Raw genomic sequence first — 17,597 nt, 5'->3', positions numbered from 1 at the left:
TTCCGGCAGGATGGGGCCATGGACGCCGAGCTGTTCCCCCGATCCCGGGCAAAGATCGCGCCCGGCGCGGTGCACGTCCCGGACTGGCTCGACCTGCCGCGCCAGCGCGAGCTGCTGGACGCGTGCCGGGAGTGGGCCCGTCCACCGGCCGGCCTGCGCACGGTCCGCACACCCGGCGGCGGCACGATGACCGCCCGCCAGGTGTGTCTGGGCTGGCACTGGCACCCGTACGCCTATGCCCGCACGGTCGTCGACGGCGACGGTGCGCCGGTGAAACCGTTCCCGGGATGGCTGGCCGAGCTGGGGCGGGACGCGGTGCGGGACGCGCTGGGGGAGCCGGGCGGCGGTGCGGTGCCGGACGCGCCGGGGACGCCCTCACCCTCGTACGACATCGCACTGATCAACTTCTACGACGGCGCGGCCCGGATGGGGATGCACCGGGACGGCGACGAGAAGTCGGACGCGCCGGTGGTGTCGCTCAGCCTCGGTGACACCTGTGTCTTCCGGTTCGGCAACACCGAGACCCGGGCGCGGCCGTACACGGACGTCGAGCTGCGCAGCGGCGATCTGTTCGTGTTCGGCGGGCCCGCCCGGCTCGCGTACCACGGAGTGCCCCAGGTGCACCCCGGTACCGCGCCGCCGGAGTTGGGGCTGACCGGGCGGTTGAACATCACGCTCAGAGTCAGTGGGCTGTAGGACGCCCGTGCGGCGGATCATGGGAGACTCGCCCTCATGAGCGGCGACGCGGACCCCCGGCCGGCGGGGGAAGGGACCACCTCGAGGACGCGGCTGGACCGGGGGCGCGGTGCGCTCGGGCCCGCGTTGGAGCTCGTGCACACCGGACGCGCGCCCACCCGAGCCGTGCTCACCGCCGAACTCGGCGTGACCCGCGCCACGGCCGGCGCGGTCGCCGCCGAACTGGAGGCGCTCGGGCTGATCAGGGTCGACGCCCGGCCCGGCGCGGCCGCCGGTTCGCAGGGCCGGCCCTCGCACCGGCTCGCGGTCGCCGAGGACGGGCCCGTCGTGCTCGCCGCGCAGGTGCACGCCGACGGGTTCCGGGCGGCACTGGTGGGGCTGGGCGGCCGGATCGTCGCCACCGCGCCCGGCTGCGAGACCGTCGACGCCGACCCGGCGAAGGTCCTGGTCTCGGTCGTCGAGGCGGGCGCCGAACTGCTGCGCACCACCGGCCGCCGCTGTGTCGGCGCCGGTCTCGCCGTCCCCTCCGCGGTCGCCGAACCCGACGGCACCGCGCTCAACCCGCTGCACCTGGCCTGGCCCGTCGGCGCCCCCGTGCGCCGGGTCTTCGCGGAGTGCGTGCGCGCGGCCGGCCTCACCGGACCGGCCTTCGCGGGCAACGACGTCAACCTCGCCGCGCTCGCCGAGCACCGGCACGGCGCCGGCCGCGGCGCCCGAGACCTGCTGTGCGTGGCCACCGGACACCGGGGCGTCGGCGGGGCGCTGGTCCTCGACGGCCGTCTGCACACCGGCAGTTCGGGCCTGGCGCTGGAGGTCGGCCACCTCACCGTCAACCCCGAGGGCCGCCCCTGCCACTGCGGCAGCCGAGGCTGCCTGGACGTCGAGGCCGACCCGCTGGCCTTCCTCAACGCCGCGGGCCGCGACCCCGGCCCCGAGATGTCCCTGCTCCAGCAGGCCAACGAACTGATCCGCGACCACTACGACGACCCGGCCGTCCGCACGGCCACCGAGGCCCTGATCGACCGGCTCGGCCTCGGCCTCGCGGGCCTGGTGAACATCCTCAACCCCGACCGCATCATCCTCGGCGGACTGCACCGCACCCTCCTCGACGCCGACCCCGACCGGCTGCGCGCGGTCGTCGCCGACCGCAGCCTGTGGGGGCAGAGCGGCGGCGTACCGATCCTGGCCTGCACCCTGGACCACAACAGCCTCGTCGGCGCGGCCGAGTTGGCGTGGCAGCCGGTGCTCGACGATCCGCTGGGAGCGCTATCCCGTCAGTGACTGGGTCCCGACGACGGAGAGCAGCTCCAGCTTCTCGGCGGCCTCGGTGCCCGGCTCGGCCGAGTAGACCAGGACGTGCAGATCGCTGCCGTCCACCCGGAGCAGATCGCAGTCCAACGTCAGCGGGCCCACCAGCGGATGCTCGATCGTCTTGCGCGAGACCTCCAGGCGCCCGACGACACCCGCGTCCCACAGCTCGGCGAACCGCTTACTCTTCGCCCGCAACTCGGCGATCAGACCGCGCAATTGGCGGTCGGCGGGATACCGGCCGGCCGTCGCCCGCAGTTCGGCGACCATGCCGCTCTCGAACGCGCGGCGCTCGTCCGGGGTGTGCCGGACCCGGCCGGGCGCACCGAGGAAGTTGCGCCACACCCCGTTGCGTTCGAAGCCGCGCAGGCCGGAGGGGTCGCCCATCAGCGCCGCGTACAGCGGGTTGACCACCAGCAGCGTCATCGCCGCGTCGGAGACCCCGACGGGCGTGCCGACCAGCCGGTCCAGCAGCCGCTGCACACTCGGCGTGATGTACGCGGGCACCGTCTCGGGCCCCGGCGCCGCCAGCCCGGCCAGCCGGAACAGATACCCGCGCTCGTCCCCCGACAGCCGCAGCGCCCGCGCCAGCGTCTCCACCACCTGCGCCGACGGACTGGCCGCCCGCCCCTGTTCGAGACGGGTGACATAGTCGACCGAGACCCCCGCCAGCAGGGCCAGCTCTTCGCGCCGCAGCCCCGCCGCACGCCGTCGGCCACCGGCCGGCAGCCCCGCGCTCTCCGGAGCGACCCGGTCGCGCCAGCGCCGCAGCGCCTGCCCCAGCTCGGTCGTCGTCATGCCCCCAGTGAACCGCTTCGGGCAGCGAGATGCCTGGTACTGCGAGTCCCAGGAAAACCGGTCTCCTGGCTGTCCTCCCGGCCCGGCCGGACCGTGGAGGCATGACTACGACACTCATCACCGGAGCGAACAAGGGCCTCGGCTTCGAGGCCGCCCGCCGCCTCGTCGCCGCGGGGCACACCGTCTACGTCGGCGCCCGGGACGCAGACCGAGGCCGCCGGGCCGCCCAGCAGCTGGGCGCCCGGTTCGTCCAGCTCGACGTCACCGACGACGCCTCCGTCGAGGCCGCCGCGAAGACCGTCGAGGCCGAGGGCGGACTCGACGTCCTGGTCAACAACGCCGGCATCGAGGTGCGCGGCGAGGACAACGCCATCCCCGCCGCCGCGGACACCACCGCCGACGAGATGCGCACGGTGTTCGAGACGAACGTCTTCGGCGTCGTCCGCGTCACCCACGCCTTCCTGCCGCTCCTCCAGCGGTCACCGGCCCCCGTCGTGGTGAACGTCAGCAGCGGCCTGGCCTCCCTGTCCCGGCTCTCCGACCCCAACGCACCGGCGCACTTCTACCAGGCCGTCGCCTACCCGGCCTCCAAGACCACCGTCAACATGATCACCGTGCAGTACGCGAAGGCCTTCCCGAACCTGCGGATCAACGCCGTCGAGCCGGGCTTCACCTCGACCGACCTCAACGGCCGCACCGGCACCCAGACCGTCGAACAGGGCGCCGAGATCATCGTCCGCATGGCCCGGATCGGCCCCGACGGCCCGACCGGCGCCTACGTCGACGTCGACGGCCCACTGCCCTGGTGATCCTCCGCGGTCTCCAGGATCCGCGTCCGCGGCGTCCCGGCAAGCGCCGGGGCGCTCTCGGCCGAGGCCCACACCCGTGACCGGAGAAACCCCAGGAACCGCTCGGCGTCGGCCACCTCGTCGAAATCCAGGTCCACGACGACGTAGGCGGGATCGTCGACCGGCCGCTGGACCCGATGGCGCCGTACCCCGGCGTCGGCGCGCGCTGCCGCGAAGCGGTCGAAGGCCTCCTTCCAGACGGTGAAGTCGGTGATCGGGTGTTCGATGTGCAGGGTGGCCATGACTCCTCCTCGGCGCTTGTCACCAGGCTGCGCCCGGGCGCTCGCCGCCGACCATCCCAGAAAGTTGGGGATACGCTCGGTCCATGTCCGGACGGGACCGCGTCGTGCGGCTGTGCGAGGCGGGCGGCGACGCCCGGGAACTGCGCCTGCGGATCCTCGACGAGCTCCGCGCCGCCATCGGGTTCGACGCGTACGCCTTCGTCCTCACCGACCCGGAGACCGCGGTCGGCTGCGCGCCCCTCGCCGACGTGCCCGTTCTGCGGGAGCTGCCCCGGGCCATCCGCCTCAAGTACCTGACCCGGGCGAACCGTTGGACCGACCTGCGGCGGACCGCTCTGCTGAGCGAACTCCCCGACCGCTCGGTCAGCCCTCTGTGGAACGACCTCCTGCGCCACCACGGCATCCGTGACATCGCCTCGACCGTCTTCCGGGACCGCCACGGCACCTGGGGCTTCCTCGACCTGTGGCGCCGCGACCGCGACTTCACCGCGGGGGAGGCCGCCCACCTCGCGGACCTCACCGCGCCCGTCACCACGGCACTGCGCCGGGCCCAGGCCGCCACCTTCGTCGTCCGACCCTCCCACGAGCCCCGCGCCGAACCCCTGGTGCTGGTGCTCTCACCCGACCTGGGCGTCGTCGGCCAGACCCCCGGCACCCACGCCTATCTGCGTGTCCTGGTCCCTCCGGAGGACGGCCGCCCGACCGTGCCCGCCGGCGCGTACAACGTCGCCGCCCAGCTCCTGGCCGTGGAGGCCGGGGTCGACGACCACCCGCCCAGGGCCCGGGTGCACCTCGCCGACGGACTGTGGCTGACCCTGCGCGCCGCACGGATGGCCGGCGCCGTCGCCGTCACCATCGAGGAGTCCGCACCGGCCGAGCGGCTCTCCGTCTTCTGCCGGGCCCATGCCCTCAGCGCCCGCGAGACCGAACTGCTCGGCCTGCTCGCCAAAGGCGGTGACAGCCGCACGCTCGCCGCCGCCCTGTACGTCTCCGAACACACCGTGCAGGACCACCTGAAGTCGGTGTTCGCGAAGACCGGCACCCACAACCGACGCGACCTGCTCGCCCGCGCGCTCGGCGCGTAGGCTCGGGGTCATGCGGATCTCCGTCTCCTCGGACATGGACGAACCCGTGGCCCGCGGCCTCGTCGCCGAACTGCGTTCCCGTGGCCACGAGGTCCTCACCCATGGGGCCCTCGCCCCCGGCTCCGACCCCCAGTGGGCCGTGTGCTCGCAGGCGGCGGCCCGGGACGTCGCCTCCGGTACGGCGGACCAGGCGGTCGTGTGCTGCTGGACCGGCACGGGCGCCTCGATCGCCGCGAACAAGGTTCCTGGCGTACGGGCCGCGCTGTGCACCGACGCGTACACCGCGGACGGCGCCCGCCGCTGGAACGACGCCAATGTGCTCGCCCTCAGCCTGCGTCTGACCTCGGAGCCCCTGCTCAAGGAGATCCTCGACGCCTGGTTCGCGGGCGCGGCCAGCGAGGACGCCGAGGACCGGGAGAACGTGGCCCGGATCGGACGCCTGGACCTCAGGGAGCCGTGACCCCGGGTGTCGTCACGCCGGGTGCCGTGACCTCGGGTGCCGTGAGGCTCCACAGGGCGGCCACCAGTGGTCGGCGCAGATCGGCCCGCCGTACGCACAGCCCGATGGGGAAGGGCTCGGGCGCGGGATCCGCCGGGATCACCGCGAGCCGGTCGCGTACCGCGCTGTGTTCCAGGACGAGGCGAGGGACCAGGCCGGTGCCGCAGCCGAGGGCGACCAGCGTCAACAGCCCCTCGTGACCGTCGGGTTCGCAGGCCACCTCCGGCGCGGGGCCGCGGGCGCGGAACCAGCGGTCGGCCGCGTCCCGGACCAGCCCGCGGTGGGGGAGGACGAACGGTCCGTCGAGGCCGGGGTCCGGGCGGTCCAGGGCCGTGACCAGGACCAGCTCGGTGACGGCGACGGTCCGGCCCACCAGCGGCTCCGGCAGCCGCGCCGGGATACCCGCCACGGCCACGTCCACCTCCCCCTCGTCGAGCCGTGCCAGCGCCGCCGCCGCGTCACCGGTACGCAGGTCGAGCCGGACCTGGGGATGGGCGGCGCGGAACGGGGCCAACAGGTCCGGCAGCAGCGCCTGGCAGGCGGTGACGGTGGCGAACACGGCGAGGCGGCCGGTGAGTTCGGCCGGGTCGGGGTGCTCCTCGCGGTAGGAGCGCCACAACTCCAGTGCCTCGGCGGCGTATTCACGGAACCGGTGCCCCTCCGCGGTCAGCGACACCCCGCGGGGCCCCCGGTCGAACAGCCGGTGCCCGAGCCCGGCCTCCAGCCGCTGCACGGTCCGCGTCAGCGTCGCCGCGCTGACATGGCAGTCGAGACTGGTCCGCCCGAAGTTCAGCGTCTGCGCCAGATGCAGGAAGAGGCGCAGTTCGCGATGGTCGTCGCGCATACCGTGACCTGTGTCTTTCAGTTCGCGTAAGAGTGCGATGCGGAAGTTGCGCTTGCCGCAATGCTCTCCCGGAGCCTACAACTCGACCATGACCTCGACCACGTACAGCTCCCGTGTCTTCCCGCTCGAGACGATGGAGGTGCCCGGCGGCACCGAGACCATCCTGCGCGGCGGCAGGCACCTCTTCCCGCTGCTCCCGCAGGCCTTCGCCGGGGTCCGCCGCATCGGCGTCCTCGGCTGGGGCCCGCAGGGTCGAGCCCAGGCCCTCAACCTGCGCGACTCCCTCGCCGGCACGGACATCCGGGTGGCGGTCGGCCTGCGCCCCGGCTCGGCCTCGGCCGCCGACGCCCGCGCCCACGGCTTCACCGAGGAGGACGGCACGCTGGGCGACTGGCTCACCGTCGCCGCCGACAGCGACCTGGTGATCCTGCTGATCGCGGACGCCGCGCTCGCCGCCCACCACCAGGAGATCTTCGCGGCGCTGAAGAAGGGCGCCGCGATCGGACTGTCCCACGGCTTCCTGCTCGGCCACCTCCGCGAGACCGGGGGCGACTTCCCGCCGGACCACGCCGTGATCGCGGTCTGCCCCAAGGGCATGGGCGACTCCGTGCGACGGCTGTACCAGCAGGGCGCGGAGATCAACGGCGCCGGGATCAACAGCAGTTACGCCGTCCACGCCGACCCCGACGGCCGCGCCGTCGACCTCGCGCTCGGCTGGTCGGTGGCGCTCGGCTCGCCGTACACCTTCCGCACCACGCTCGACAGCGAATACCTCTCCGACATCGTCGGCGAACGCGCCGTCCTGCTCGGCGCCGTCCACGGCATCGTCGAGAGCCTCTTCACGCACTACCGCCTCGCAGGGGACGACGAGGTGACCGCGTACGAGCGCTCCTGCGAGAACGTGACCGGCCCGATCGCCCGCACGATCTCCCGGGACGGACTGCGAGCGGTCCGCGAGAACCTCGACGCGCCGGCCCGTGACGTGTTCGACCGCGCGTACACGGCGACCTACGCCCCCGCCCGCGAGATCGTCGCGGAGATCTACGACGAGGTCGCTGACGGCACCGAGCTGCGCAGTGTCGTCCTGGCCGAACAGCGGCTCGGCGCCCGGGAGATGAGCCGGATCGGGGGCTCGCCGATGTGGTCCGTGAGCGAGCGGGCACACGCCCGCCGCGCATCCCACGACCTGCCGGTCGACCCGTTCACCGCCGGTGTCTTCGTCGCCACGATGACCGCCCAGATCGACGAGTTCGTCGACCGCGGCCACCCCTGGTCCGAGATCGTGAACGAGTCCGTCATCGAGGCCGTCGACTCGCTCCTGCCCTACATGCACGCGCGCGACGTCGCCCACATGGTCGACAACTGCTCCCGCACGGCCCGTCTCGGAGCCCGCCGCTGGGGCCCGCGCTTCCAGAGCGCCTACGAGCAGATCGCCTTCCCGGCCACCGAACTCCCCGCCGACCAGGCCCTGTTGACGTCCTTCGACACCCACCCGGTCCACGAGGCCCTGTCCGCGGCGGCGAAACTGCGGCCGTCCGTGGACATCTCCGTGGCCTAGCCCTCTGGCAGTCGGCGGACGTCTGCTAGGACGATCAGCCGCGACGCGGCCGGGGAACCAGTTCGCCGCCGCAGTTGGGGCAGATGTCGTTCATGGCCTCGGTGCACGGCACGCAGAAGGTGCACTCGTACGAGCAGATGCGGGCCTGCGCGTCCGGCGGCAGCTCGGCCGTCTCGCAGCGTTCGCATCTCTCGCGCATCTCCAGTGCCATGTCCGCTCCCGTGCTCGATCCCGGTCAGTGCCACTCGACGGCGAGGGCCCGACCAGGATTCTCGCTCATGACCCGTCCGACCAGCTCGGCGCCCAGTTCGGCGACCAGACGAGGCCGCACCCGGCGCAGCAGATACGGCATCCCCGGGCCGCCGTTCACCGAGCGCGCGGCGGCGGTCGTGGTGTCGCCGCCGAGCAGGAGCCGGTCGCCGAACCCCGCCTCCGCCAGGGCCCGTACGGCTTCCGGCATTCGCCAGTCCGTGGCGTGGTTCGCGCGTGAGGGGCCGTCGAAGGCGAGATAGCAGCCGCTCGCCGCGGCCTGGAGGTGCACCACGGAGTCGGGGGAGCGGTTCAGATGGCCGAGGATCACCCGGTGGGGCGGCACCCCCAACTCGCCGCACAGCAGGTCCAGTACGTCGAGGGCGCCCGTGCCCAGCTCCAGGTGCACGGCGATCGGCGCGCCCGTCGCATGGTGCGCCTCGGCCGCCGCGCTCATCGTCCGGCGGGCGTGCGCGTCGAGGGCGTGGAAGCCGCCCGCGACCTTGATGATCCCGGCGCGCACCCCCGATATGCCGATCCCGTCGGTCAGTTCGGCGACGAAGACCTCCGCGAGCCTGCCGCGCAGGTCCGCCAGGGTCCGGTCGTCGTAGTGGACGGCCTGGTGCAGTCCGGTCGCGGCCACCACCAGGACGCCCGACTCCCGGGACAGCGCGGGCAGATCGGCGGCCCGCCGTCCCAGCCCGTACGGCGTCCACTGCACGACACTGTTCCCGCCCTCGGCGCGGAAGGCCGCCAACTCCGCGCGCGCCGCGGCGACGTCCCGCAGCTCCTGTCCGGGCAGTCGCGGGCTGCCGAAGAACAGGTGGTCGTGCGCGTCGCACACCCCCGGCTCCTCCGGCGCCACGTCCCCGAGCACTGTTCGGACCGCGCTCACCACTGGCGCCCCCGCTCCAGTCCGGCCAGGCCGGGCGCCGACAGGTGCAGCACCTGGAACACCTCACCGTCGGCCTTGGGCGTGTCGTGCGCCCAGAGCGAGAAGTGGACCAGCTCCCAACGGCTCGGGTCCACCGCGGCCGCCGCCAGCACCGCCCCGTCCTGCGCCGCGAGCCGCCCCGCCTCGTGCGCCGCGTCGCCCATGAACTCCGCCAACTCCACCCCGTCCGGCACCGGTTGCCGCCGCCTCACGGCGACCCGCGCGGGCGAACCCGCGGCGCCGCCCTCCTCGTAGGCCAGCCCCGTCCACTGCCGGACCGACGGTCGCCCGAAATCGTCGCTCAGCCCCTGGAAGGCGCCGCCCCACAGGAAGGTGTTCATGCCGGCCACGGTGTCCCAGAGGTAGAACGGCGCGTACTGGTTCACCGGGGAGCCGTGCAGCCCGCGCTCGCGCAGCAGGTACGCCTTCAGACCGAGCCCCTCCCACGCGTCCAGCAGATGCCCGACGCGCTCCACGCGGCCGCGGACGATCCCCATGTCGTAGTCGGCGGGGAGGGTGAGTTCGTACTGCATGGCATGCATCGCGTGCCTCCTCAGGCGGGGTACTCCGCGGGGTCGACGTGCGCTTCCCAGTGGGTGGTCGTGCCGTCCTCGGCGGCCTCCACGACCGCGAGGTGGGTCATGAAGGTGCGCGGCCCGGCGCCGTGCCAGTGCCGTTCGCCCGGCTCGATCCACACCGTGTCGCCCGCCCGGATCGGCTCTACCGCGCCGCCCTCCCGCTGCACCAGGCCCTCACCCTCCAGGACGTGCAGGACCTGGCCGTGCGGATGGCGGTGCCAGGCGGTGTGCGCGCCCGGCGCGAAGTGGACGTTGAACATCCGCAGCCGGGAAGGGGGTTGGGGCGCGGCGACCTCGTCCAGCCACACCGTGCCGGTGAAGTTCTCGGCCGGACCCTGCCGGGTGTCGGGACGTTTCCTGGTGATGTGCACGTGCGTGGACTCCTAGTGGATCGGCGCGGGAGAGGGGAGCGGTGCGAGCAGCGAGAGCAGGCCGCGGACGCCCGCGTCGAAGGCCGAGGGCGAACCGGACGCGCGGGCGAGGACATAGCCGCCCTGCACGGTGGCGACGACGGTCGCCGCGATCGCCTCGCCGTCGAGGGAGGGCGCGAACTGTCCCTGCTCCTTGCCCTCCTCGACGATCCCGGCGAGCCGTTCCCGGAGCCAATCGAGCGTCTCGTCGACCGGCGCGCGCAGCTCGTCGCTCGCGATGACGTCCGGATCCATCGTCAACCGCCCGACCGGACAGCCGCGCAACACGTCGCGCTCGCGCAGCAGATACGCCTGGATACGCTCGTACGGCGTCCCCGGGCCGGCGAGTACTCCCTCGGCGGTGGCCCGCATCTCCTCGGCCGTCCGCCGGATCGCGGCCAGCGCCAGGTCGGGCTTGCCCTTGAAGTGGTGGTACATGGAGCCCTGCCCGGCACCGGAACGCTCCAGGATGGCCTTGGGGCTGGTGCCCACGTAACCGCGCTCCCACAGCAGCTCGCGGGTGGACTCGATCAGACGCTCCGGGGTGCTCATACACGCACTGTACATACTAGTAGTTACAGAAGTCGAGCCCTGAGGAAGCAGGCGGCACGACCCCGCGTACTCCCCGGGAGGTACGCGTACTGCCGCTGGCCGTACGACGACCCGGACCCCTCCCCGGAGCCAGTCTCGATGCATCAACGGAACACACCTCAAGGGAGATGACCGAGATGCAGACCCTGGCGCACTGGGACGGCGGGCCCGGCCCGTGGATTCTTCTCTTCCCGCTGATCTGGGCGGCCGTCGTGGTCGGCGCCGTCACCGTCCTGCGCCGCACCGTCTGGCGCGGCCGCCGTGGCCCGTGGCGTGGGATGTCCGACGCCCCGTGGCGTGCGACGGACGCCACCGGCCCGTCCGGGGACTCGCCCATCGCGATGCTCGGCCGCCGCTTCGCCGCCGGCGAGATCGACGAGGACGAGTACTGGCGCCGGCTGTCCGTCCTGGACGAGCAGTTCGGCCGTACGGGCAAGGGCGGTGCGGCATGACCACCGCGACCGCGACCCGGTCGGCCGCCCGGGTGGTCGACGCCGTGAAGGTCTACGGCACCGGCGACACCAGCGTGAGGGCCCTGGACGGGGTGAGCGTCGACTTCCCGGTCGGCCGCTTCACCGCGATCATGGGGCCCTCGGGCTCCGGCAAGTCCACCCTGATGCACTGCGCGGCCGGCCTTTCGACACCCTCACCTCGGGCACCGCCCACATCGGCGACACCGAACTGGGCTCCCTCGACGACCGCCGCCTCACCCTGCTGCGCCGCGACCGCGTGGGCTTCGTGTTCCAGGCCTTCAACCTGGTGCCGACGCTGACCGTCGCGGAGAACATCACGCTGCCCCTCGACCTGGCGGGCGGCAGGGGCGACCGCGAGTGGATCGACGCGCTCGTCGACGTCGTCGGACTGCGCGACCGCCTCCACCACCGTCCCTCCGAACTCTCCGGCGGTCAGCAGCAACGCGTCGCCGTGGCCCGCGCGTTCGCCGGACAGCCCGACGTCGTGTTCGCCGACGAACCGACCGGCAACCTCGACTCCCGCTCCGGCGGGGAGGTCCTCGGCCTGCTCGGCCGCGCCGTGCGCCAGACGTCCCGCACGGTCGTCATGGTCACCCACGACCCGGTGGCCGCCGCCCACGCCGACGAGGTCGTCTTCCTCGCGGACGGACGCCTGGTCGACCGTATGACCGCCCCCACCGCCGACAAGGTCCTGGACCGCATGAAGGCCTTCGACACGCCGTCCCGCGAGGCACCCCCGTCCTTGGAGGAGCTGTCATGAACGCCGCCGTCCGCCTGAGTGTGTCCTCCCTGCGCGCCCACAAGCGCCGCTTCGCCGGCACCTTCCTCGCGGTCTTCCTCGGCGTCGCCTTCCTGGCCGGCACGCTCGTCATGGGCGACACCCTCCGCGCCAGCTTCGACACCATGTTCGGCAGGGCGACCAGCGGCACGGACGCCGTGGTCCGCAGCGCCGACGCCATCACCACGCCCGGCGAGAGCGAGGGCGTCCGCCAACCGGTCGCCGCCGACCTGACCGACGCCCTCGAGAAGGTGCCCGTCGTGGCGGCCGCCGCCCCCGTCATCCAGGGCGCCGGCCAGCTCGTCGGCGCGAACGGCGACCCCATCGGCGGCCAGGGACCGCCCACCCTCGCGGGCAACTGGATCACCGACCCCGCCGAACTCAACGCCTACCAGCTCGCCGAGGGCCGCGCCCCCGCCAAGCCGGGCGAGGTCGTCATCGACCGCGGCACCGCCAAGCGCGGCGACCTGAACATCGGCGACAGGACGACGCTGCGCACGCCGGACCCGGTCGAGGTGACCATCGTCGGCCTTGCGACCTTCGGCGGCGAGGACGGCATGGCCCAGGTGACCTTCACCGGCATGACCCGGGCCGACGCCGAGAAGTACCTCACCGCACGCCCCGGCGAGGCGTCGAGCATCCAGGTGCGCGCCGGACCCGGAGTGAGCCAGCGGGAGCTCGTCGACCGGCTGACTCCCGTACTGCCCAAGGGAGTCGAGGCCATCACCGGTCAGGAGTCGGCCGAGGAGAACACGGAGATGATCGCCAGTCAGTTCCTGACCGTCTTCACGCTCTTCCTGCTCGTCTTCTCCGGCGTCGCCCTGCTGGTCGCGACCTTCTCCATCCACAACACCTTCGCGATCGTCGTCGCCCAACGCACCCGGGAGAACGCCCTGTTGCGCGCCCTGGGCGCCTCCCGTCGCCAGATCACCGCGTCGACCCTCGGCGAGGCGACCGTGGTGGCGGTGACGGCGTCCCTCGCGGGCCTGGCGGGCGGCATCGGGATCGCCGCGGGTCTCCAGGCACTGTTCCCGGCCATCGGATTCCCCTTCCCCGAGGGCGACTTGGTGGTCAGCGCCCTGTCCCTGCTGCTGCCGTTCGCGGTCGGCGTCGTGGTCTGCCTCGGCTCCGCGCTCCTGCCCGCGCTACGGGCGGGCCGCACCGCACCCATGGCGGCACTGCGCGAGACGGCCGTCGACACCTCGGGCGCCTCCCGCGTCCGTGCCGTCACGGGCATGGGGCTCGCCGCCCTGGCCCTCGGTGTGACGCTCAGCGGCGTCCTCCTCTCCCCGTCCCTCTGGCTCGCAGGCACCGGAGCCGTTCTGGCGCCGGCCGCCTTCGTGGTCCTGGGCCCGGTCGCCTCCACCACGGCCGTACGCGTCCTCGGCGGCCCCCTCGACCGGCTGCGCGGCGTCACCGGGGGCCTCGCCCGCCGCAACGCCCTGCGCAGCCCCAAGCGCACCGCCGCCACCGCCAGTGCCCTGATGATCGGCGTCGCGGTCGTCTCCCTGTTCACGGTGTTCGGCGCCTCCCTGAAGGCGACCATGGACCAGACCGTCTCCCGCTCCTTCGCGGGCGACATCGCGGTGAGCACCCCGTCGTTCGGCGCGGGCGGCAGCGGGCTGAGCCCTCGTCTGGCCGACGCCGTCAGCGCGCTGCCCGAGGTGGACACGGCGGTCGGACTCGGTCGCGGCGTCGCCGAAGTCGACGGCAGGGGAAGGGCGTTGACCGTCACCGACCCGCGCGCACTGAAGCGCACCTTCGACCTCGGCGAGATCCGGGGCTCCCTGGACGACCTCGGCACGGACGGCATCGCCATCACCGGCAGCGAGGCGGACAAGCTCGGCGTGCGGACCGGCGACACGACCCGGCTGACCTTCACCGACGGTGAGCAGCAGACCTTCACGGTCCGCGCGGTCTTCGGCCGGTCCGAACTGGCGGGGGAGTACGTCATCACCCGCGCGGCCTGGGAACCGCACCGCACCCAGGACTCCGACAGTCTCGTCGCCGTCTCCTTCAAGGACGGCGTCAACGCCGTCACCGGCAAGGCCGCGGTCGAGAAGGTGGCCGAGCGCTACGGCAACCCCGAGGTGCAGACCCGGGACGAGTACGCGCAGTCCTCGGCGGGCGGCATCGACATGATGCTCACCCTGGTCTACGCCCTGCTGGCCCTGGCGGTCCTGATCGCACTCCTCGGCATCGCCAACACCCTGACCCTGGCGATCCACGAACGCACCCGGGAACTGGGCCTGTTGCGGGCGGTCGGGCAGACCCGCCCCCAGCTGCGGGCCATGGTCCGCTGGGAGTCGGTCCTGGTCGCCGCCTTCGGCACGGTCGGCGGTCTGGCCCTCGGCGCGTTCCTCGGCTGGGTCCTGGTCAAGGCGTCCGACGGCGCCTTCGCCTTCGCGCTGCCGCCGACCCAGCTCGCGATCGTGGCCCTGGTCGGCCTGGCGGCGGGCGCCCTCGCGGGCCTGCGCCCTGCCAGGAGGGCGGCGCGCCTGGACGTACTGCGAGCGATCGCCACGGAGTGAGCGGGAGGGCCCGGGCCCACCGAGTCAACAAAAGTGCAGTCGACGTACTCGGCACGTCACCGCCCGGTCAGCCGACAACGGCCGACCGGGCGGGAGCATGTTCGACCCGATGGGAGTCGACCTCGGCGAACACCCGAGGTGTCTTCTCCACCGCCGCACGCCGCGGCGGACGCGCCGCCCCGGCCTTCACGGCGGCCGGCGCGGACAGCGCGAACCACACGACCTTCCCCGCCTCCCCGTCCGGCCGCACCCCCCAGCTCTCGCTCACGGCGGCCACCATCGACAGCCCTCGTCCACATGTGGCGAGCGCGTCGGTGTCGGCCTCCTGCGGGTCCGCCACGACCGGCAGACGCGGGTCGTGGTCGTGCACCGAGACCATGAGCCGGTCGAGCAGCAGCTCGATCTCGACGGTGCACATCTTGTCGGGCTGGGCGTGCCGGTGGACGTTGGTCAACAACTCCGTCACACCGAGCGCCGCCCGGTCTATGAGGGGGTCCAGATGCCAGTAGCGCAATTGCGCAGAGACGATTCTGCGGACCTGGCCGATCCGCGACGGCAGGGCTTGGAGCTCCACCGTGCAGTGCCTGCTTGGGTGACTGATCACGGCTGCGACTCCCCGACTGACAGAGGTCCGGCAGAACACGGAGTTCGGATCGATCCAGCAGGGTGCCTGGTGAGACGGCCGCCTGCTGCCATGCCCGGCGGGCTGGTTCGCAGCGTTATCGCCGGTAAACCCAGAGTGACGTGTGAACAGCGTGACTCAGGGGACGAGACCCCGCAACTCGCGGTGCCTCATCCGTTGCGTCCCGCGGCCTTCCGTACGGCCTCGATGAACCGGCGTGCCGCGGGTGGGCCGGGCTCGCCCGGTGCCGGATCGTGATCGCCCAGGGTCAGCAGGTACCGCTTGCCGTTGAGGTCGGCGAGGGCCCGGTCGTCCGCGGCGAACCAGGGCTTGGACGCCCGCACCGCCTGGACCGGCGCGCTGTCGATCTCGCTGCCGTAGCTGGTGAGCAACTCCAGCCTGCCGTCGCTGATCCGGACCTGTCCGGCCCGGGTGAGCGAACGCAGCCGCTTCCCGATCCGCACGCCCGTGGCCGTGAACTCCGGCTCCGCCATGCCTCCCCGCCCCCTCGTGCGTCCTGGGTGTGCCGGCCCGTGATCCGGCTCGTTACGTGATCCAGTGTGCGCCCCCGTCCGGGACCGGCGCGTCCCGTCCGGTGCAGTCTGCCCGCACCCGGCGTCGAGCACCAGTACGCATGCGCTGCCGCTTGCGAGCGCCCGGAGCACTCGTTCGAATGCGCCCCCATGACCGTGCGGAGCCCGCACCCCAGGGTGGTCTTTGGGGTGCTCAAAGGTGTGTTTATGCAGGTGAGAAGCGTGCGGAAGGTGCTTATGATCGGTGCGTCGGCCGCGCGACCCGCCGCCGGCGCTCAGCCTAAGGAGCCCCGCCGTGAGCACCCCTCAGCAGATCCGGACCGGCGCCACCCTCGACGTCGACCACAGCGACGCCGCCTACCGCGCCTGGCTGAAAGAGGCCGTCCGCAAGGTCCAGGCCGATGCCAACCGCTCGGCCGACACCCACCTCCTGCGCTTCCCGCTGCCGGAGAAGTGGGGCATCGACCTGTACCTCAAGGACGAGTCGACCCACCCGACCGGCAGCCTCAAGCACCGCCTCGCCCGCTCCCTGTTCCTCTACGGCCTGTGCAATGGCTGGATCCGGCCGGACCGCCCGGTGATCGAGGCGTCCAGCGGCTCGACGGCCGTCTCCGAGGCGTACTTCGCCGGACTGATCGGCGTGCCCTTCATCGCCGTCATGCCGCGCACGACCAGCGCCGAGAAGATCCGCCTGATCGAGTTCCACGGCGGGCGGTGCCACTTCGTGGACGACTCGCGCCGGATGTACGAGGAGTCGGCCCGGCTCGCGGTGGACACCGGCGGCCACTACATGGACCAGTTCACCTACGCGGAACGCGCCACGGACTGGCGCGGCAACAACAACATCGCCGAATCCATCTTCCGCCAGCTGGAGTTGGAGCGGTTCCCGGAACCCGCGTGGATCGTCGCCACGGCCGGCACCGGCGGCACCTCGGCGACCATCGCCCGCTACGTCCACTACACCCAGCGCGACACCCGCATCTGTGTCGCCGACCCGGAGAACTCCTGCTTCTTCGAGGGCTGGACCACCGGCGATCCGGACGTCACCTGCGACTGCGGCTCCCGCATCGAGGGCATCGGCCGGCCGCGCATGGAGCCGAGCTTCGTGCCCGGCGCCGTCGACCGGATGATGAAGGTCCCCGACGCGGCCAGCGTCGCCGCCGTACGGGCGCTGGAGCAGGCCATCGGCCGCAAGGCGGGCGGCTCGACCGGCACCGGGCTGTGGAGCGCGCTGAAGATCGTCGCCGAGATGGTCGCCGAGGGGCGGCGCGGCAGCGTGGTGACACTGCTGTGCGACCCCGGGGACCGGTACCTCGACAAGTACTACTCGGACGCGTGGCTGGCCGACCAGGGCCTGGACATCCAGCCGTACGCGGCGGCGATCGAGTCGCTGCTCGAGACGGGAGTCTGGCCCTGCTAGGCGCTCCGCGGGAAGTGCCGCGATGTGCCGTCGTCCGTCTGCTGCGCCGTCGTGGCTGGTCGCGCAGTTCCCCGCGCCCCTTCAGGGCGCTGCCGAACCGTAAAAGACTTCACCCGACCCGCTCAGACGGCGATACGCCGGTCCAGCGCGGCGACCGCGCCCCGGAACGCCCGCCTCAGCCCGGCGCGGCCGAGCTTCGCCGCGAGGCGGATCGGGGCCGTGCCGTCGAGGGCGAAGGTCCAGCGCACGAGGGTGCCCGTCCCCGAGGGAGTGAGCCGCCACTCCTCGGCGAAAGCGCGGATGCCGGGGGTGTTCGCCACGTCGACGCGGTAGGCGTACACCTCCGGCTCCTTCGCCGCGATGATCGTCTCCTGGAAGCGTCCGCCGCCCCTGAGGTGGATCTCGCGCGTCGAGCCGTCGCCGGTCGGCCGGGCGAAGGTGACCGCCGAGAACCACTCCGACCAGCCCGGCACATCGTCGGCGAGGGCCCGGTAGACGGCCTCCGGGGCGGCGGCCATCTGCCGGACGAAGACCATGCGCACGGGAGCGACCTCGATGAAGTCGAGCCCCACGGCGCGCAGTTGGTGAGCCACGGTCACA

Annotated in this window: 20 protein-coding genes and 1 pseudogene; 10 read left to right on the top strand and 11 right to left on the bottom strand. The window is 72.9% G+C overall.

From position 1 onward, the window contains the following. Positions 1 to 18: 18 nt before the first annotated feature. Positions 19 to 696, top strand: coding sequence for an alpha-ketoglutarate-dependent dioxygenase AlkB family protein (locus tag ABKA17_RS20600; RefSeq protein WP_353693570.1), 678 nt, complete (start codon positions 19 to 21; stop codon positions 694 to 696). A 36-nt stretch (positions 697 to 732) separates the two neighbouring features. Then, entirely contained in the window at positions 733 to 1,977 is a 1,245-nt protein-coding gene (locus ABKA17_RS20595) for an ROK family protein (RefSeq protein ID WP_353693569.1), read from the top strand. Here the strand turns inward: ABKA17_RS20595 and ABKA17_RS20590 are convergent. After that, entirely contained in the window at positions 1,963 to 2,802 is an 840-nt protein-coding gene (locus tag ABKA17_RS20590; RefSeq protein WP_353693568.1) for a helix-turn-helix transcriptional regulator, read from the bottom strand. The genes ABKA17_RS20595 and ABKA17_RS20590 overlap by 15 nt on opposite strands. Before the next feature lie 101 nt (positions 2,803 to 2,903). Here ABKA17_RS20590 and ABKA17_RS20585 point away from each other — a divergent pair, with 101 nt between their 5' ends. Beyond that, positions 2,904 to 3,611 carry an SDR family oxidoreductase gene (locus ABKA17_RS20585; protein WP_353693567.1) on the top strand — a complete coding sequence of 236 codons (708 nt, stop codon included), beginning with the start codon at positions 2,904 to 2,906 and terminating at the stop codon, positions 3,609 to 3,611. On the opposite strand, the gene ABKA17_RS20580 is transcribed toward ABKA17_RS20585, so the two are convergent. Next, complete coding sequence (locus tag ABKA17_RS20580) at positions 3,578 to 3,892, bottom strand: hypothetical protein (RefSeq protein ID WP_353693566.1); 315 nt, start codon at positions 3,890 to 3,892, stop codon at positions 3,578 to 3,580. The two genes, ABKA17_RS20585 and ABKA17_RS20580, sit on opposite strands and share 34 nt — an antisense overlap. An 83-nt stretch (positions 3,893 to 3,975) precedes the next feature. On the opposite strand from ABKA17_RS20580, the gene ABKA17_RS20575 reads away from it, so the two are divergent. Then, positions 3,976 to 4,977: a helix-turn-helix transcriptional regulator gene (locus ABKA17_RS20575; RefSeq protein ID WP_353693565.1), complete on the top strand. Its 1,002-nt coding sequence runs from the start codon at positions 3,976 to 3,978 to the stop codon at positions 4,975 to 4,977. Positions 4,978 to 4,987: 10 nt separating this feature from the next. Further along, positions 4,988 to 5,437: an RpiB/LacA/LacB family sugar-phosphate isomerase gene (locus ABKA17_RS20570; RefSeq protein ID WP_353693564.1), complete on the top strand. Its 450-nt coding sequence runs from the start codon at positions 4,988 to 4,990 to the stop codon at positions 5,435 to 5,437. Here the strand turns inward: ABKA17_RS20570 and ilvY are convergent. Then, a complete protein-coding gene (ilvY, locus tag ABKA17_RS20565) occupies positions 5,424 to 6,320 on the bottom strand; it encodes an HTH-type transcriptional activator IlvY (protein ID WP_353693563.1) in 897 nt (298 codons plus the stop codon). The genes ABKA17_RS20570 and ilvY overlap by 14 nt on opposite strands. Positions 6,321 to 6,408: 88 nt before the next feature. Here ilvY and ABKA17_RS20560 point away from each other — a divergent pair, with 88 nt between their 5' ends. Further along, entirely contained in the window at positions 6,409 to 7,878 is a 1,470-nt protein-coding gene (locus ABKA17_RS20560) for a ketol-acid reductoisomerase (protein WP_353693562.1), read from the top strand. A gap of 34 nt (positions 7,879 to 7,912) precedes the next feature. Here the strand turns inward: ABKA17_RS20560 and ABKA17_RS20555 are convergent, their stop codons facing one another. The 5 genes from ABKA17_RS20555 to ABKA17_RS20535 are packed head-to-tail and all read right to left on the bottom strand — an operon-like array spanning position 7,913 to position 10,616. Next, positions 7,913 to 8,089, bottom strand: a complete 177-nt coding sequence (locus ABKA17_RS20555) for a DUF1272 domain-containing protein (protein ID WP_353693561.1) — start codon at positions 8,087 to 8,089, stop codon at positions 7,913 to 7,915. 24 nt (positions 8,090 to 8,113) lie between these two features. Further along, positions 8,114 to 9,022, bottom strand: a complete 909-nt coding sequence (locus ABKA17_RS20550; protein WP_353693560.1) for a phosphotriesterase family protein — start codon at positions 9,020 to 9,022, stop codon at positions 8,114 to 8,116. Then, complete coding sequence (locus ABKA17_RS20545) at positions 9,019 to 9,603, bottom strand: DUF4865 family protein (protein ID WP_353693559.1); 585 nt, start codon at positions 9,601 to 9,603, stop codon at positions 9,019 to 9,021. Before ABKA17_RS20545 ends, ABKA17_RS20550 begins: the two co-directional genes overlap by 4 nt. A gap of 11 nt (positions 9,604 to 9,614) precedes the next feature. Further along, positions 9,615 to 10,010 carry a (R)-mandelonitrile lyase gene (locus ABKA17_RS20540; protein ID WP_353693558.1) on the bottom strand — a complete coding sequence of 132 codons (396 nt, stop codon included), beginning with the start codon at positions 10,008 to 10,010 and terminating at the stop codon, positions 9,615 to 9,617. Positions 10,011 to 10,022: 12 nt separating this feature from the next. Further along, positions 10,023 to 10,616 (bottom strand): TetR/AcrR family transcriptional regulator, encoded by a 594-nt coding sequence (locus tag ABKA17_RS20535; protein WP_353693557.1) that lies wholly within the window; start codon positions 10,614 to 10,616, stop codon positions 10,023 to 10,025. Positions 10,617 to 10,777: 161 nt separating this feature from the next. Between ABKA17_RS20535 and ABKA17_RS20530 the strand changes: the two genes are divergently transcribed. The 3 genes and pseudogenes from ABKA17_RS20530 to ABKA17_RS20520 all read left to right on the top strand — a co-directional run bounded on the left by ABKA17_RS20530 (position 10,778) and on the right by ABKA17_RS20520 (position 14,422). Next, positions 10,778 to 11,092: an SHOCT domain-containing protein gene (locus tag ABKA17_RS20530; RefSeq protein WP_353693641.1), complete on the top strand. Its 315-nt coding sequence runs from the start codon at positions 10,778 to 10,780 to the stop codon at positions 11,090 to 11,092. Further along, positions 11,089 to 11,873, top strand: a pseudogene (locus tag ABKA17_RS20525) (ABC transporter ATP-binding protein). Before ABKA17_RS20530 ends, ABKA17_RS20525 begins: the two are co-directional and overlap by 4 nt. After that, a complete protein-coding gene (locus ABKA17_RS20520; RefSeq protein ID WP_353693556.1) occupies positions 11,870 to 14,422 on the top strand; it encodes an ABC transporter permease in 2,553 nt (850 codons plus the stop codon). The pseudogene ABKA17_RS20525 and the gene ABKA17_RS20520 overlap by 4 nt, the downstream one beginning before the upstream one ends. Positions 14,423 to 14,489: 67 nt before the next feature. Here ABKA17_RS20520 and ABKA17_RS20515 read toward each other — a convergent pair whose 3' ends face one another. After that, positions 14,490 to 15,026: an ATP-binding protein gene (locus ABKA17_RS20515; RefSeq protein ID WP_353693555.1), complete on the bottom strand. Its 537-nt coding sequence runs from the start codon at positions 15,024 to 15,026 to the stop codon at positions 14,490 to 14,492. A 188-nt stretch (positions 15,027 to 15,214) separates the two neighbouring features. After that, positions 15,215 to 15,538 (bottom strand): hypothetical protein, encoded by a 324-nt coding sequence (locus ABKA17_RS20510; RefSeq protein WP_353693554.1) that lies wholly within the window; start codon positions 15,536 to 15,538, stop codon positions 15,215 to 15,217. Positions 15,539 to 15,872: 334 nt separating this feature from the next. On the opposite strand from ABKA17_RS20510, the gene cds1 reads away from it, so the two are divergent. Beyond that, positions 15,873 to 16,997: an L-cysteine desulfhydrase Cds1 gene (gene cds1, locus ABKA17_RS20505; protein ID WP_353693553.1), complete on the top strand. Its 1,125-nt coding sequence runs from the start codon at positions 15,873 to 15,875 to the stop codon at positions 16,995 to 16,997. Between the two features lie 122 nt (positions 16,998 to 17,119). Here the strand turns inward: cds1 and ABKA17_RS20500 are convergent, their stop codons facing one another. Next, positions 17,120 to 17,590 (bottom strand): SRPBCC family protein, encoded by a 471-nt coding sequence (locus ABKA17_RS20500; protein WP_353693640.1) that lies wholly within the window; start codon positions 17,588 to 17,590, stop codon positions 17,120 to 17,122. Positions 17,591 to 17,597: the final 7 nt, after the last annotated feature.

The sequence above is a fragment of the Streptomyces sp. RG80 genome, from assembly GCF_040446465.1.
Taxonomy (GTDB): Bacteria; Actinomycetota; Actinomycetes; order Streptomycetales; family Streptomycetaceae; genus Streptomyces.
The sequence above is the reverse complement of the archived record's forward strand: the minus strand, read 5'-3'. Positions and strand labels throughout refer to the sequence as shown.

What these genes read in the sequence shown, in the direction of transcription:
- ABKA17_RS20600 (WP_353693570.1), top strand. Translation starts at nt 19, where the DNA reads ATGGACGCCGAGCTGTTCCCCCGATCCCGGGCAAAGATCGCGCCCGGC.
- ABKA17_RS20595 (WP_353693569.1), top strand. Translation starts at nt 733, where the DNA reads ATGAGCGGCGACGCGGACCCCCGGCCGGCGGGGGAAGGGACCACCTCG.
- ABKA17_RS20590 (WP_353693568.1), bottom strand. Translation starts at nt 2,802, where the DNA reads ATGACGACGACCGAGCTGGGGCAGGCGCTGCGGCGCTGGCGCGACCGG.
- ABKA17_RS20585 (WP_353693567.1), top strand. Translation starts at nt 2,904, where the DNA reads ATGACTACGACACTCATCACCGGAGCGAACAAGGGCCTCGGCTTCGAG.
- ABKA17_RS20580 (WP_353693566.1), bottom strand. Translation starts at nt 3,892, where the DNA reads ATGGCCACCCTGCACATCGAACACCCGATCACCGACTTCACCGTCTGG.
- ABKA17_RS20575 (WP_353693565.1), top strand. Translation starts at nt 3,976, where the DNA reads ATGTCCGGACGGGACCGCGTCGTGCGGCTGTGCGAGGCGGGCGGCGAC.
- ABKA17_RS20570 (WP_353693564.1), top strand. Translation starts at nt 4,988, where the DNA reads ATGCGGATCTCCGTCTCCTCGGACATGGACGAACCCGTGGCCCGCGGC.
- ilvY (WP_353693563.1), bottom strand. Translation starts at nt 6,320, where the DNA reads ATGCGCGACGACCATCGCGAACTGCGCCTCTTCCTGCATCTGGCGCAG.
- ABKA17_RS20560 (WP_353693562.1), top strand. Translation starts at nt 6,409, where the DNA reads ATGACCTCGACCACGTACAGCTCCCGTGTCTTCCCGCTCGAGACGATG.
- ABKA17_RS20555 (WP_353693561.1), bottom strand. Translation starts at nt 8,089, where the DNA reads ATGGCACTGGAGATGCGCGAGAGATGCGAACGCTGCGAGACGGCCGAG.
- ABKA17_RS20545 (WP_353693559.1), bottom strand. Translation starts at nt 9,603, where the DNA reads ATGCATGCCATGCAGTACGAACTCACCCTCCCCGCCGACTACGACATG.
- ABKA17_RS20535 (WP_353693557.1), bottom strand. Translation starts at nt 10,616, where the DNA reads ATGTACAGTGCGTGTATGAGCACCCCGGAGCGTCTGATCGAGTCCACC.
- ABKA17_RS20530 (WP_353693641.1), top strand. Translation starts at nt 10,778, where the DNA reads ATGCAGACCCTGGCGCACTGGGACGGCGGGCCCGGCCCGTGGATTCTT.
- ABKA17_RS20520 (WP_353693556.1), top strand. Translation starts at nt 11,870, where the DNA reads ATGAACGCCGCCGTCCGCCTGAGTGTGTCCTCCCTGCGCGCCCACAAG.
- ABKA17_RS20510 (WP_353693554.1), bottom strand. Translation starts at nt 15,538, where the DNA reads ATGGCGGAGCCGGAGTTCACGGCCACGGGCGTGCGGATCGGGAAGCGG.